Source organism: Latilactobacillus graminis DSM 20719 (genome assembly GCF_001436415.1).
Taxonomy (GTDB): domain Bacteria; phylum Bacillota; class Bacilli; order Lactobacillales; family Lactobacillaceae; genus Latilactobacillus; species Latilactobacillus graminis.
In genome coordinates, this window is the sequence record NZ_AYZB01000006.1 from 54822 (window position 1) to 68470 (window position 13649).

At 39.6% G+C, this 13649-nt stretch carries 14 protein-coding genes; 1 reads left to right on the top strand and 13 read right to left on the bottom strand.

The window, feature by feature from the left end; all coding sequences use genetic code 11:
* Nucleotides 1-183 precede the first annotated feature (183 nt).
* The 3 genes from FC90_RS03275 to rpsO all read right to left on the bottom strand — a co-directional run bounded on the left by FC90_RS03275 (nucleotide 184) and on the right by rpsO (nucleotide 3395).
* A complete protein-coding gene (locus FC90_RS03275; RefSeq protein ID WP_057907882.1) occupies nucleotides 184-1128 on the bottom strand; it encodes a hypothetical protein in 945 nt (314 codons plus the stop codon).
* A 76-nt stretch (nucleotides 1129-1204) separates the two neighbouring features.
* Nucleotides 1205-2923: a ribonuclease J gene (locus tag FC90_RS03280; RefSeq protein ID WP_057907883.1), complete on the bottom strand. Its 1719-nt coding sequence runs from the start codon at nucleotides 2921-2923 to the stop codon at nucleotides 1205-1207.
* A 202-nt stretch (nucleotides 2924-3125) separates the two neighbouring features.
* Nucleotides 3126-3395, bottom strand: a complete 270-nt coding sequence (gene rpsO, locus FC90_RS03285) for a 30S ribosomal protein S15 (RefSeq protein WP_057907884.1) — start codon at nucleotides 3393-3395, stop codon at nucleotides 3126-3128.
* A gap of 275 nt (nucleotides 3396-3670) precedes the next feature.
* Between rpsO and rpsT the strand changes: the two genes are divergently transcribed.
* Entirely contained in the window at nucleotides 3671-3925 is a 255-nt protein-coding gene (gene rpsT, locus FC90_RS03290; protein ID WP_057907885.1) for a 30S ribosomal protein S20, read from the top strand.
* 411 nt (nucleotides 3926-4336) lie between these two features.
* On the opposite strand, the gene holA is transcribed toward rpsT, so the two are convergent.
* From holA to FC90_RS03340, 10 genes are all read right to left on the bottom strand, one after another.
* On the bottom strand, nucleotides 4337-5365 hold the full coding sequence (gene holA / locus FC90_RS03295) for a DNA polymerase III subunit delta (protein ID WP_057907886.1): 1029 nt from the start codon (nucleotides 5363-5365) through the stop codon (nucleotides 4337-4339).
* Nucleotides 5366-7441, bottom strand: coding sequence for a DNA internalization-related competence protein ComEC/Rec2 (locus FC90_RS03300; RefSeq protein WP_226789452.1), 2076 nt, complete (start codon nucleotides 7439-7441; stop codon nucleotides 5366-5368).
* A 185-nt stretch (nucleotides 7442-7626) separates the two neighbouring features.
* Nucleotides 7627-8115, bottom strand: coding sequence for a ComE operon protein 2 (locus FC90_RS03305; RefSeq protein WP_057907888.1), 489 nt, complete (start codon nucleotides 8113-8115; stop codon nucleotides 7627-7629).
* A gap of 61 nt (nucleotides 8116-8176) precedes the next feature.
* Complete coding sequence (locus FC90_RS03310; protein ID WP_057907889.1) at nucleotides 8177-8857, bottom strand: helix-hairpin-helix domain-containing protein; 681 nt, start codon at nucleotides 8855-8857, stop codon at nucleotides 8177-8179.
* 76 nt (nucleotides 8858-8933) lie between these two features.
* Nucleotides 8934-9980, bottom strand: a complete 1047-nt coding sequence (locus FC90_RS03315; protein ID WP_057907890.1) for a SepM family pheromone-processing serine protease — start codon at nucleotides 9978-9980, stop codon at nucleotides 8934-8936.
* 1 nt (nucleotide 9981) lies between these two features.
* On the bottom strand, nucleotides 9982-10476 hold the full coding sequence (coaD, locus tag FC90_RS03320; RefSeq protein ID WP_057907891.1) for a pantetheine-phosphate adenylyltransferase: 495 nt from the start codon (nucleotides 10474-10476) through the stop codon (nucleotides 9982-9984).
* 11 nt (nucleotides 10477-10487) lie between these two features.
* A complete protein-coding gene (gene rsmD, locus FC90_RS03325; RefSeq protein WP_057907892.1) occupies nucleotides 10488-11042 on the bottom strand; it encodes a 16S rRNA (guanine(966)-N(2))-methyltransferase RsmD in 555 nt (184 codons plus the stop codon).
* A gap of 5 nt (nucleotides 11043-11047) precedes the next feature.
* Entirely contained in the window at nucleotides 11048-11338 is a 291-nt protein-coding gene (locus tag FC90_RS03330; RefSeq protein WP_057907893.1) for a YlbG family protein, read from the bottom strand.
* Nucleotides 11339-11361: 23 nt separating this feature from the next.
* Nucleotides 11362-12450 carry a CAP-associated domain-containing protein gene (locus tag FC90_RS03335; RefSeq protein WP_057907894.1) on the bottom strand — a complete coding sequence of 363 codons (1089 nt, stop codon included), beginning with the start codon at nucleotides 12448-12450 and terminating at the stop codon, nucleotides 11362-11364.
* Between the two features lie 15 nt (nucleotides 12451-12465).
* On the bottom strand, nucleotides 12466-13644 hold the full coding sequence (locus FC90_RS03340; RefSeq protein ID WP_057907895.1) for an FtsW/RodA/SpoVE family cell cycle protein: 1179 nt from the start codon (nucleotides 13642-13644) through the stop codon (nucleotides 12466-12468).
* Nucleotides 13645-13649 lie beyond the last annotated feature (5 nt).

Here is a 13649-nt window from a genome sequence, read left to right on the forward strand (position 1 = left end):
AGTGTTTAGATTTACTAAACTGATAATCCTTTACGTAATATTATAATACTTCAAGTGCCAAAATCAAAGTGTTTTTTTACACTTGAAGAATTCAAAAATGATTATATCTGCTCTGAGCGCGTTTGTAAACACTTAATCCTTAAAAAAAACTAGAATTGAAGCAATAATTAGTTATTTTCTAGCCTAAAAATCAAGTTTTTCCGTCTTTTTTTGTAACTTTTCAACCCAATCTTGGATCTTTTCTGAAATTACAATTGTTGGCTTATAGTCGGAACCGAGTAACTGTTTCAGCCACGCTTGCGCCCATTCCATTGGATTATACATGATTTCAGCTTCAAAGGGGTATAAATATGCAAACCCCATCTCAATATCTGCTGTTACTTGTGCTAATAAAATCGGATCTTCTGCTGCTAATTGTGTATTTAATGCTTGAAGCACCGCGTTAAACAGCACACTATCGCCCATCAAATGACTCTGCGCGGGCACAAAAGATTTTTCCTGATCAAACCAACTGACTTGAACTGTTTGGTTCAGATTGAGCTGTACCAGCGTTTCAATTACAGTAGTTTTTACAAAAGCATGACTATATGGATTCGTTAAAATTGGCATTACACTGTCCACATAATCATTACGTGGCAATTGCTGTGCTTGGTTTAATAAAGTAAGTTGTTCAGATAGCGGATATGCTGTCAAGTTATATAGCCGTTGTGCCTTTTTTTGAATCGTGGTTTGGTAATTTGTCTGATATGCGAGCTCGGCAGTCGTAATCATCAGTCTAAACATCTTAATCATTTCTGGTGCAATTTTTGCATGATTTAAAACAACCAAAATTTGATTAGCTGTAATAAAGTGATGATTGTTGAGCAAAAGTGCTAAATAAAACTGTGCCAAATCAGTCTGTTGTAAATAGGCATCCTGTTGCTCCTCGACAATTGCGAGTGCTGTCTGATTATCTCGTGCTTCAATGAGCGCGCTAACCCATAATAAGTTGGCGGTCATTGTCTGATCTAATTGATAAGCGGCTTCAAAGCAGGTACTTGCTTGTTGCCAATCTCGTTGATTTAAAGCCGCTTTTCCCAAACGAATCAGTCGTTCATATTGATTGGGAAACTGCCTAATTTCGCCCATTCTATCACATCCTCGCTTAACAAAATAATAGCGTCAAGAATCAACTAATATGATCCAGACGCCATTTATTTCGCTATTATTTAACGGTTTTTTCAGTCTTCGCTTTATTATCTTTTCTTTGTCGCCGGTGATTTTGATTAATTTCCATAATTACTGGTAGAATAACCGGACGCCGCTTGGTTTGTTCATACAAATAATGACTTAGATTTTCCCGAACATCTTGTTTTAAATGGCTCCAATCAAATTCTTTATTATCTAAATTATTCTGGACGGCCTTTTTGATAATTTCAGCACTTTCAGTCATTAAATCTTTGCTGGTTTTTACATAAACAAAACCACGGGCCGTTACTTTAGGTTCAGCAATAATCTGTTTATTCTTGCGATCAATCGTCACTACTGCAATAAAAATTCCATCTTCAGACAATAATTTTCGATCACGCAGTACGATATTACCAATATCACCGACACCACTTCCGTCAATCATCACATCAGTCGCATCAACTTGACCACCAACATGCATCTTACCCTTTTCGTAAGCAACAATATCGCCTTTTCCAACAATAAAAATATTTTTGTAATCCATCCCTGTTTCATGGGCAATATCTGCATGTGCTGCTAATTGACGATATTCACCTTGAACTGGCATCAAGAATTGCGGCTGCATCAAGTTTAACATTAACTGCAAATCATTCTTGTTAGCATGTCCAGATGCATGTAACTCATCGCCAATTGTTTTTACCTCAGCCCCAGCTCGATAAATCATATCTTTTGTCTTGGCTAAAATGGTTTCCATTGCATGCGAAGGTGATGTTGTTAAGTAGACAAAATCGCCTTGCTCAATGTGAATCAAGCGATGATGGCTCGTAGCCATTTTTTGAAGTGCTTTAATCGGTTCGCCCATTCGCCCAGTTTCTAAGATAACTGTTTGCTCTGGTGCAAGGGTATTTAAGTCTTTAGGTTGCACTAAAATAGCATCATCCGGCAAGATAATCATGGATAATTTCATTGCCGTGCGTACAATTTTTTCTAAATCGTGGCCAGTTAGGACCACTTTGCGCCCCGTCTTATATGCAGCATCAATGACTTGTTGAATTCGCATAATGTTCGAAGCCACCGAAGCGACAATAATCCGACCAGTTTGATATTTGAAATTTTCCAAAATCGATTCAGCAATGTCGCGTTCATTAACCGTTGCAAATGGTGATTCGGCATTTGCAGAATCACTTAAAAGTGCTAAAACACCTTGCTTTCCAATTTCGGCTAACCGGGCATAGTCAGTTTGGTACATCGGCATCGCTGATTGATCGAATTTAAAGTCGCCAGTATACACAATTTGCCCTTCATCAGTCTTAACTACAATTCCTAATGAGCCTGGGATGGTATGCGTCGTTTTGAAAAAAGAAACAGTGGCCCGCTCAAAATCAATAGCAGTATTCGCATCGATTACATGGAAGTTTTGAAAATTACGTAGTTTAGGTTCGCTACTAACCGTGATCTTAGCCAATGCAATGGTTAATTCAGAACCGAAAACTGGCACATCATGTTCTTTTAAGAAATATGGAAGCGCACCAATCGCATCTGCGTGACCATGCGTTAAGAAAATCCCAGCAACACGGTCAGCATTCTCTGCTAAATAGGTCATATCTGGAATCACAATGTCTATTCCTAACAACTCCGTTTCAGGGTATTTCAACCCGCAATCTAATACGTAAATTTCGTCGTCCACTTCGACAATGTTCAAATTCTTACCATTTTCACGAACACCGCCAAGTGGCATAATTTTAATGTTACTCATGCTTTCACCTCTAGTAATCTAAGGGTTAATCCCTCAAACCGTTTTATTTGTTTTAGTCGTTCTTTCATTTAAAACTCATCCGCCTTAAAGTCTATCTCATATTTTATCACAAATTAAACAAACAAACAGCTTTTGATTGCTAAAAGCAATTTGTCCACAAAAAAAGTGGGCCCGCATAACGGACCCACTTTTAAAAAATGAATTAACGACGTAAGCCAAGGCTCTTAATTAATTCACGGTAACGTTGAACATCATTTTCACGTAAGTAACGTAATAAATTACGACGATGACCAATCTTCTTCATTTGACCAACATATGAATGGTGATCTTTCTTATGAACAGATAGATGTTCGTTTAATGCATTGATTTCTGCAGTTAAAACAGCGATTTGGACTTCTGCAGAACCTGTGTCGCCTTCGTGACGAGCAAATTGGTTAATAATTTCGTTCTTTTTCTCTTGTGAAATAGCCATGCTAATTTCCACCCTTCTGATATAATAGCCCAAAACAACGTGAAGCGTCGGGTGAACGTCGCTAAACAGAGTAAGAGGCCTGCACAATAAGTACCCTTTAAGTTTACTAAATATTCGTCCCAAAAGCAAGATACAGTTTTATAATGTCACAGCAGTCAAGTTGAAATACTTTACAAGTTTTTATTGCAATCACTCTTACTATTTTGGTATAATAACGACTGTTGAAATTAAAATCTTTTTTATAAAGATAGTGAAACCTATCGGAGGTGAACAACATGCCACAAATTAAATCTGCTATGAAACGTGTGAAAACAATTGAAAAAGCCAATAAACGTAACGCTTCTCAATTAAGCACAATGCGTTCAGCAATCAAAAAGTTCAAAGCTGCTAAAACAGCAGGTAACGAAGAAGCTGCAGACCTATTGAAAGTTGCTACACGCGCAATCGATATGGCCTCAACAAAAGGCTTAATCCATGCCAATAAAGCTGGCCGTGACAAGTCACGCTTAAACAAAATGATGGCTAAGTAATTTAACCACCAAAAAGAACACATAACTATTTGATTATGTGAAATGAGCCCCCGATATTGGACTAAAATCCAATATCGGGGGTTTTATATTGGCCAAATATTCCAAAATACTGGAATCAAAAGTTGTTCACGATTACCTATTGTCTACCACCTCAGTCCACTCAAACCAACACTTTCAATAGCAAGATTAGGTTCATGTTATGCAAGCTTAACGCTCTATCAAAAGAAACCGATATTTGTGAAACGAACGTTTCACAAATATCGGTTTCGGTAAGTGATCATTATTTTTCAACAATTAAAGCCGAACCGAGCTCTAATTGCCCGCTTAAATACCAAAATTTTACAATTCAGATAGCTATTTAAAATTTCAACCAATATTAAGATTCACCTTAGTAATAGCCTTTTGGCTATCCTAAGCAATATCTTCCGCTGCGAACTGCAACATAAACAGCTCAAATAACAACCGTCCTTCACCTTGACCAGTCTTAATTTTCTCTTCAATTGCTTCTAACCCCAAATAAGCTTGGGTAAGCGCAGCTTTAGAAAATTGCCGAATTTGTTGTAGCGCTAATTTAATTCGATATGGATGGATTTTTAAGACACCGGCTAAATCGCCCTGACTGTAACCTTTTTCAAATAATATTTTTACTTGTAAAAGTAACCGAAATTGTCCTAATAGAATCGCATTGATTTTGAGTGGTTCTTCCTTTTGTAATAGTAAACTACGATACATTTCTAACACAGGTCCAACTTTTCTTTGCAATACCAATGGAACAATCTCAAAAACATTATCTTCAAGGCTGGTTGAAACTAGTGCCTCAACAGCGTCTGCGGTGATAACGCGCGTTTTTTGCGCATACAACATCAACTTTGGTAACTCAGCCGTTATCTGACTGTAATCACCATTAGTCTTATTCAACAACAACTCCATTGCCGCCGGTTCAATCGTAACATCAGCAGACTGTAAAAACTCAGTAACCAACTTTGGTACTTGCCGCTCATTAATTTTCTGAACATCAATCAGAGTCGCGACTTTCTTAAGCAGCTTAACGATTTTTTTTCGTTCATCGAGTTTCGAATATGGCGCGAAAATAACAAGTGCAGTAGTTGATGGTGGCTGTTCCAGATAACCTTGGAACCCTTTTAAGTCATGGTCAAGTTTTGGTTTAGCTTTCTCACTTGTTAAAAAAACTGGATTTTGCATAAAAACGATTCTACGCTCCCCAAAAAAGGGGGCCGATTCTGCATCATCTAAAGCCTGTGCAACTTCGACCTGTGCTAAATCATAACTGGCGAAGTTCATTGTCATTTCTTCTGCTGAAAGAGTTGCTTTAAATAATGTTTGTACTTGTTCAATTAATGCGGATTCCTGCCCCAATACAAGATAAATTGGGGCAAATGATTGTTGCTTAAGTGCTGTTTTAAGTTGCTCTGTCCTCATTTAGTCACAATCCTTTAAAGTTGTTTTAATTGTTGTACGTAATCCCCAACCGTATTGCCATTCCAGCATCCCGCATTCCGCGGTATTCCAAAATGGAACGTTAGCCTGCTGTAAAGTTTGAATAGTTTGCGGATGCGGATGACCATAGCGATTATGGCGGCCCGCGGAAATCAAGGCCCCCTTTACATGCCAAGCTGCAATTGCTTGTGGCGCACTCGCCGTTTGACTACCATGGTGCCCCACCTTTAAATAATCGACCCGTAATTGTGGGTAACGATGGGTAATGTCAATTTCGCCCACGCGTTCTAAATCCCCCGTAAATAACCAACTTGCATCACCAATTTGAGCCTGTAAAACTAATGAATCAGCATTTGTCCCTGTTCCAGCTATCACCGGTGCTAAAACATTAATTTGTTGCTGCCCTACAGTAAAGTGCTGACCGGCCAGATAAGGCTCAATGATGACTGTTTTCAGGTAAGGACGAACTTGTCGTTTAAATTGCTGGTTTTGGGGTAAGCCCGCCGCACAGATTAAGCGTTTGACCCGAATTCGTTGCATGATTTGACCCAAATCACCAATATGATCCGCATCCTGGTGCGACAACGCAATTGCATCTAAGTGATCGATTCCACAACTATAGAGATAATTAATCGTTACTTTTTCGGCACGGCTAGTAATCACACGCCGCTGCCATTTTTTTTGCGGTAAGGAAAGTCGCCCCCCAGTATCAATCAATAAATTATGCCGGTTAAACGGCTGTTGAATGAGTAGGCTATCACCCTGGCCAATATCAAACATAATCACCCGTCCAACTGGATTAAAGTGAATAATGATAAAACTTAACATATACAAACTAACAATACTACTCCCAATCCATTTAACCCGCTGTTTATTAGTGGGCTCTGCCATTAGCCATAGTGTACCTACCACAATCAAAAATAGTGGTACTAGTTGTATTTTGCCGAAGGTAACTGTGGCATGCGGCAAGCCTGCTATCCAAGCAAGTCCCTGATAGAGGTTATTAAGAAATCCCTCTCCTAATAAAACTAATGGATAACTAAAGGGCAGCAATAAAATAGCAACGATAACTAGCCCCAATGTTATTGGTAAAAAAATGGGGGCTATCAAGCCATTGATTAAAATCGTCAACATATGCCAACGATAATTAAATCGTAAACAGACTGGCAAGCTCAACAACCCTAACCAAAAGGTGGTCGCAAAAGTACCATTACGCCATTGATAGATAAGAGCAAACGCCATCAGATAACTTAATAACCCACCCATACTTAATAATAAATAAGGTTGCCACAGTAAATTAACTAATAATACCCAACTCCAACTATCTAAGCGCGACTGATGCAAATGACCCATTTCGCATACTAGCCTTAATAAAATTAACCCAATGGCACGAACGATACTTGTACCGCCTCCTACAAACAGCGCATAGATAGGCAATAAACAACACAGACCGCCATTTACCCATTCTCGTGGCACTCGACAAAGAGTTGCTACTCGTCGAATGATTGTTACTAGATAGAAAACGTGAATCCCTGACAAACTCAATAAATGGATAATGCCTAGTTGCCCTAGAACGTTTTGATAAACCTTCCCATCCGTCTCACGGACACCTAACAATAAAGCCCCTGCGTGAAACCGTAAAGCTGGCGGTAGTCGGTGTAAATAAATAAGCCCCTTTTGCCGCCAATGATGCAACGTGTCCAACCAACCCTGCGGCTGAATTTGCTTGATGATTGTGTTATCTGCCATCCGGGTCTGATAAAAGCACTGTTTCTGTTGCCCCATAAATTGAGCATAATCGAATTCATGACGATTAGTCGCTCCTTCAATTCGTTCCAGCTCAATATCACCAATTAACAATAGCGGCCAGCTCTCTGTTTGCCAACGATGTTGCTCAATTTGGTTTTTGCAGCGGTAATAACCAATAATGAGCTGCCCGTCAGTTTGCCCTTGTGCGATTAACTGAATTTGATTTCCAGCAACCTTTATCGTATCTGGTTGAATTTTGTAAATCTGATTATGCGGTGTAACCGGTTGTATATAAGTACATCGTGCCAACCAACACCGCCATCCACCAAAACACATGACTAACAGACTAACGATCAATATTAATGGTTGACGAAGCCGACACAGACGAATCAAACAGCCTAGAAAAAGACATCCAAAAAAGAACGGAGCTGATCCCAGGATTAATGCATTTAAACTTGCTAAACAAATAACTGGATAACACCAGTTATTCTTAATCACTCGGCAGTTTGTTCATTCTCCAAAAAGTTCACGAGGGTATTGGCATCATCAGCCGTTAAATCAACTTGGTCCAATTCAATGCCGGATTTTTTAATTAGTTCGCAGGCATACGTATCATTACGGTAGTCCTTCTGATAGTGAATTTTGCTAATGCCAGCTTGAATAATTAATTTAGTACATTGTAGACATGGAAAATGAGTTACGTAAATTTCGGCTCCTTCTGTTTGAACACCAAATTTAGCACACTGCGTTAAAGCATTCATCTCAGCATGGATTGTCCGTAGACAATGCCCATCGCGCAATAAACATCCTACATCGATACAATGACTTTCATGCGCCACTGATCCGTTATAGCCACCAGCAATAATCCGCCGATTACGAACTACTAGGGCCCCAACAAATAATCTAGGGCACGTGCTGCGCATTGATAACAAGACCGATTGCAACATGAAATATTGATTCCACGGCATTCTTTTTTCTGACACACGAATTCCCCCCTTCAAAGTTAAGCTAGCTTTAGTATAGCAAAAAAATGCTCTTCACAAACTAATTAACACAAATTTGTGTCCGCAATTGTTCAAACGTTTTTGGTCCAATCCCACCAACTTTTTGTAAATCTTCAATTTGTTTAAACTGCCCTTGTTCATCCCGATACGTAATTATTTGTTCAGCTTTTTTTGGCCCAATCCCATTTAAAGTCTGTAATTGAGTCACATCTGCTTGATTCAGATTAATTTTGGTCGTAGTCGTATCCTGATCGGTTTCCTGCTCATGATCAGCATTATTAGCAATACTTGCTATGGTTGGCTTTTCGGCTATTTTGACAAGCTCTTGGGCGCTAACTGCTTCGCCATTAGTTGGCACATAGATGATTAATTGATCAACTAATGTTTGTGCTAAGTTTAGCTGACTAGTATCTGCCGCTTCTGTCACATCACCAGCTTGTTTAAGTACTTCGAATAGTCGTGTCTGCGAAACATGAATCGGATAAATCCCCGGATGGGCGACTGCCCCTTTTAAATCAACGAACCCTCCTTTGATAACCGGCTGAGTTTGTTTCACCGTCTTCGTCTTTTTCTTACTCGTTCGTGTCATTAACTGTTGATTAGCCACCAAAAACTGTCGTTGCCGCTTGTGCTGCCAACCTATTCCACCTCCAAGTATGATGATCAATAAACATAGTACCCACCAGAACCGTCGATATCGTAGCCAATAATCACGCCACATTTTTAGTCACCTCCTTATTCATAATTACCCCAAAAACGCAAAAAAGATTTGCCGATTCTCATGAATCGTCAAATCTTTAATTCGTCATCAAATAATTCAGCGCATCATCCAATGTTTTTACCGGGACAATTTTCATCTTAGTCCCGATTTTTTTAGCAGCTGCCTTGGCAATTGCATAGTTATTCTGATAATGCGGTTCCACCTTTAAGATCGCTTTTGTGACAGGATCATCAGGTGCAAAGAATACTTTAGCCCCTTCTCGACTAGCAATCAGGACCTTTTTATCAATCCCACCGATGGGGCCCACGTTACCGCCTGAATCCATCGTTCCAGTCCCGGCAATCTTACGACCACTTGTCAAATTGCGTTGCGTCAATTGGTTATAAACTTGCAAGGTAAACATCAATCCGGCGGAAGGACCACCAATTTCGCCGGCATTAATCTTCACAGGGATTTTGGTCACAACTTTAGAATGATCCGTTAGGGTAATCCCCAATCCCGCATACCGCGACTTAGGCAATTTAATCAGTCGGTGGGTTGCCGTCTGATGGTGCCCACGATGTTCATAGCTGATGGTTACCGGCTGATTAACTTTTAGTCCCTGAACATACTTCACGAACTTATTAGCACTCTTGAATTGGTGCTGATCAATTGCGGTAATGGTATCCCCAATTGACAGATCTTTTTTAAAAGTCGACTGCTCTAAAATTGACATCACGTACACGCCCAAATATTTCGTATGATACGCTTGGTGTGCTTTTTGATAAGCCGCCTCAATTGCAGCATTAATTGAGCTTTCCATGTAGTATTTTTGAATCTGATCATAAGCTGCTGTATCGTCATCACCCATTAGTTCATCATGACTAATTATTTCTGTAAACGGTTGGGCCTTAGACAATAAAAGTTGCAATCCAGTCACGGGTCCTTGAATACCGACCGTTGTTAACATAAAATGCCCTTGGTGCCGATCACGTTGACCACCAACTTTCACAAACTGGCTGGTATTTTCGGCCGAACCCACTCCTTCAACATAATAATGGGTTGGAACCAAGCAAAAGGCCAACCCGATAATCAAAATCATTACCAAAATTAGGTGTCGCAATAGCCGTTTATTCTTATTCATATTAATCACTTTCAGTTCGTAATTTTTGGATTAAAGCCGTCGCTACGACAGGCGGTACTAACTGCTCAATCTGACCACCAAACGTTGCAATTTCTTTCACCATGCTTGATGAGATGAACGCAAATTCTTGTTTTGCCAACAGTAATACTGTCTCTAGATCCGCCGCTTGTGTCTGATTCAATGCCGCAATATCGCGTTCATATTCAAAGTCATTCGCATTACGAATTCCACGAATTAGATAATGTGCGCCCACTTCTTTGGCAAAAGTAGCCGTTAATGTCTTGGGTTGTGCAACAACTTCCACATTTTCGAGCTGCTGTGTTGCCGCTTCAATCAGTTTAACTTTAGTCGTAGCGTCAAATAAAGGTTGTTTAGCAGCGTTGGTCATCACTGCAATAATCACTTGATCAAATAAACGGCTAGCCCGTTCAACTGTATCCATATGACCATTCGTGAAGGGGTCAAAACTCCCTGGGAATAATGCGATTTTCGTCATTTCACTGTCTCCTAATCAATAAATTTAAAGATGGTGACTTCCGTGATGCCATAATTCTGCTGTCGCTTCAATCGGTAGTGGGGAATAGCAGTTGGATAATCAACTGTCGTATCCGTCTCGCAAAGAATTGTTGCATCCGGAGCCAATAGTCCCAGATCAACAAACTGTTGTAATTGAAGCAACATTTGCTGTTCCCTGTACGGAGGGTCTAATAAAATTAAATTAAATTGGACGCCATTCTCAGCCAATTTAACCAACGCTTTTTCAGCTGACGTCTTCCAGATTGTAAAACATTCTGGCATTTTAGTAACGGCGATGTTCTCTTCAATTGTTTGAATGGCAGCATATTGCCGATCGACTAAATAAGCGTGGTCCATCCCACGCGAAACTGCTTCAATCGCCAAACCACCACTACCAGCATACAAATCAAGTACTTGCCCGCCATCAAAAAATTGGCCCAGCATACTAAACATCGCTTCTTTTACTTTATCCGTTGTTGGTCGTGTTTTCGTTCCGGGGACGGCTTTCAACCGACGACCACCAAACTCGCCTGCAATAATACGCATCTATCTTACTCCTCCATTTTTGCCGCTTCAGTAATTTCTTGGTCTAGCCGACCAACCCGATTATTGAAATTCATATCGATAGTTGGCCGTTCAGAAAGCGTTACCCGTTTGACATAGTGTAATTTTTTTAACCGCTCGACCACGACTTCAGTGTCAACCATATCAACATATAAATAAACATATTTCATTCGTTTAGAGGTGTAATACACCAAGCCATAGCGTCGTAATTGTTTTACTTGTCGTAAAGAATAGAGCCAGACGACAATCCCTTGACGTTGTGTAATTTCCAATGTCATTTAATTCAGTCCTTTATCCGTTATTATTCAAAAATTATCAGTGTTTGCTCAGCAGTACAAATCAAAGTTAATCGCTGATAATGCATATTGTTAATTGCTAACTGGAAAGCTAAATTTTGCTGCTGTGCATACAATAGCGTCTGTGCATTCAAACCTTGTGGCCAATAGAAAATTTGCTCACGCCTAGGTAATCCAGCCTTTTTTAACGGTCTCTGTTTAAAATCAGTTGCCGTTAAAAACCGGCCAGCTCCATGTTCTGACTGATTTTGAATTTGATGTAAATGCTGTTGACCTATTTTGGTCAGTGGTCGTGTTGGTATATCCGCTAAATCCTGTACCAAAGCTGCTGCTGGTTGTCTTAGTCCTTGATTAATGTCCAGCGCTATTTGTCCCTTATTTTGCCGTAATGTCTGGACGGTTTGGCTCAGTATCAATTGACGTTGCGCATCAGTCGCTGATTGCTGTGACTTAGCAAGCTCATCAACTGGCACTGGCGTTTTTGAGACCACTTGGTATTGATCGATTTGTAATAGGCGGTTTGCATTCAAATAAACAACAGCCGTTAAGTGCGCCTGTTGTAGCATCAGTATTGCAAAAGTTTGGTTCTTAAACATTACCAATGGGTTTTCCTGTTGTTGTGCCGCTGTTAGTTGTAGTTTAAATTGTTGTTCGTGTAATGTTACTAAGAAAGTAGTTGGTAAATTCACTTTTTTTTCGAGCGCTGCCCTTTTTTGAAAAAAATGAAACGGCGTCACATCGCTATCCGCCCCAATTACTGTAATTTGTTGGGTTTGATCCGTTTGATTATCAATCAACGCTTCGACATATTGACGACTATCTAAGTGAAACAAATACCGGCACTGGTTACCATTATTCAATTGTTGTTCAACCGGTGGGCCATAGGCAGCAATCAGGGCACTACTTGATTGATTAATCAACTTCGCAGGTCCTTGGACTGTCGTTGGTGCCATTTGTTGATGCAACTTTTTAGTTGATAGTATCTGCCTATTGCTGGGCTGATTAGTAGTCGATTGCTGTGTAATTGGCCAGCCATATAGTAACACCAACCAGCCAATCAGTGCCACAATAAAGCGACGACCTCCTCTAATCATGACTTCACCTCATTATTAACTTGTTGTAGCCGTCTTAGCTTTCTTTTCTTGTGCACTAATATTAAGGACTATTCCTAAGGCAATCGCAAGCACTAACATACTTGAACCGCCGTAACTGATAAATGGTAACGTCACCCCAGTAATTGGTAGGATTCCTAATAATCCACCTACATTGAATAACGTTTGGACAAATATAATAGTTCCGATACCATAGCATAGTAGGGTATAGTACATTTTATCGGTGTGGATTCCAAGATAAAAAATTCGCGCCAACAATACAAATAACAAGCCAAGAATAACTAAAGTACCTATAACCCCTAGTTCTTCAGTGGTAATCGACAGAATAAAATCAGTATAGGGTTCAGGTAGATAGCCACGTTTTTGGATACTATTACCAAGTCCCAAACCAAACCAACGACCATTATTAATCGCATAGTAGGAATTTACTAATTGACTGCCACCCATATTTTCCAATTTAAACGGATGTAAAAAAGCCAAAATCCGGTTAAGTTTATAAGAAGTAACTTTAGTTGAAATTCTAACATGTCGTAAAACATTAGAAAGCAACGTCACAGCTCCTGTAACCAATGTGATTGCCGAAAAACCATACCAATAGGACATGCCCGTTCCAAAAAACATCACAATCATTACTGCCGCTAAAATACTAGCACCACCTAAATCAGGTTGTATTAATACCAAAAAAATAATTCCAGCTACTAGTAATACCGGCTTAAAAAACAACTTTAAATTATCAACCATCCCTTCTGTTAAATCATTTTCTTTATGTGCTAACATATTAGCTAGGTACAAGACTATCAAGAGTTTCGCAAATTCTGAAGGTTGAATTGAAAGTGGCCCAATTGGAATCCAAGCCGCAGCTCCATTAATCGTCCGACCGAATCCCAATAGAAAAAGAAGCCCTAGAAAAATAATGAACGTCGCGCCAAACAAGATAAATCGATTTCTTAAAACAGTTAATTTAAGAAAATAGGTAAACATCATCAGCACGAAGCCCAGCACAATAAATACAAGCTGTTTTGTAAAATACGCATCTGGTTGCATGCCGCGAATCGACATTAGATCTGAACTCGCTGAATAGACCATTAAAGCCCCGAAAGCACACAAAACAATATAGGGAATTAATAACCAATAGTCTAAATATTGAATCTTACTTTTTTGAAACTTCTTCCACACAGTTA

Coding starts and splice junctions, on each gene's coding strand:
- FC90_RS03335 (WP_057907894.1), bottom strand. CDS start 12,450: ATGATTAGAGGAGGTCGTCGCTTTATTGTGGCACTGATTGGCTGGTTG.
- rpsT (WP_057907885.1), top strand. CDS start 3,671: ATGCCACAAATTAAATCTGCTATGAAACGTGTGAAAACAATTGAAAAA.
- rsmD (WP_057907892.1), bottom strand. CDS start 11,042: ATGCGTATTATTGCAGGCGAGTTTGGTGGTCGTCGGTTGAAAGCCGTC.
- FC90_RS03315 (WP_057907890.1), bottom strand. CDS start 9,980: ATGAATAAGAATAAACGGCTATTGCGACACCTAATTTTGGTAATGATT.
- coaD (WP_057907891.1), bottom strand. CDS start 10,476: ATGACGAAAATCGCATTATTCCCAGGGAGTTTTGACCCCTTCACGAAT.
- FC90_RS03280 (WP_057907883.1), bottom strand. CDS start 2,923: ATGAGTAACATTAAAATTATGCCACTTGGCGGTGTTCGTGAAAATGGT.
- FC90_RS03275 (WP_057907882.1), bottom strand. CDS start 1,128: ATGGGCGAAATTAGGCAGTTTCCCAATCAATATGAACGACTGATTCGT.
- holA (WP_057907886.1), bottom strand. CDS start 5,365: ATGAGGACAGAGCAACTTAAAACAGCACTTAAGCAACAATCATTTGCC.
- FC90_RS03330 (WP_057907893.1), bottom strand. CDS start 11,338: ATGACATTGGAAATTACACAACGTCAAGGGATTGTCGTCTGGCTCTAT.
- rpsO (WP_057907884.1), bottom strand. CDS start 3,395: ATGGCTATTTCACAAGAGAAAAAGAACGAAATTATTAACCAATTTGCT.
- FC90_RS03310 (WP_057907889.1), bottom strand. CDS start 8,857: ATGTGGCGTGATTATTGGCTACGATATCGACGGTTCTGGTGGGTACTA.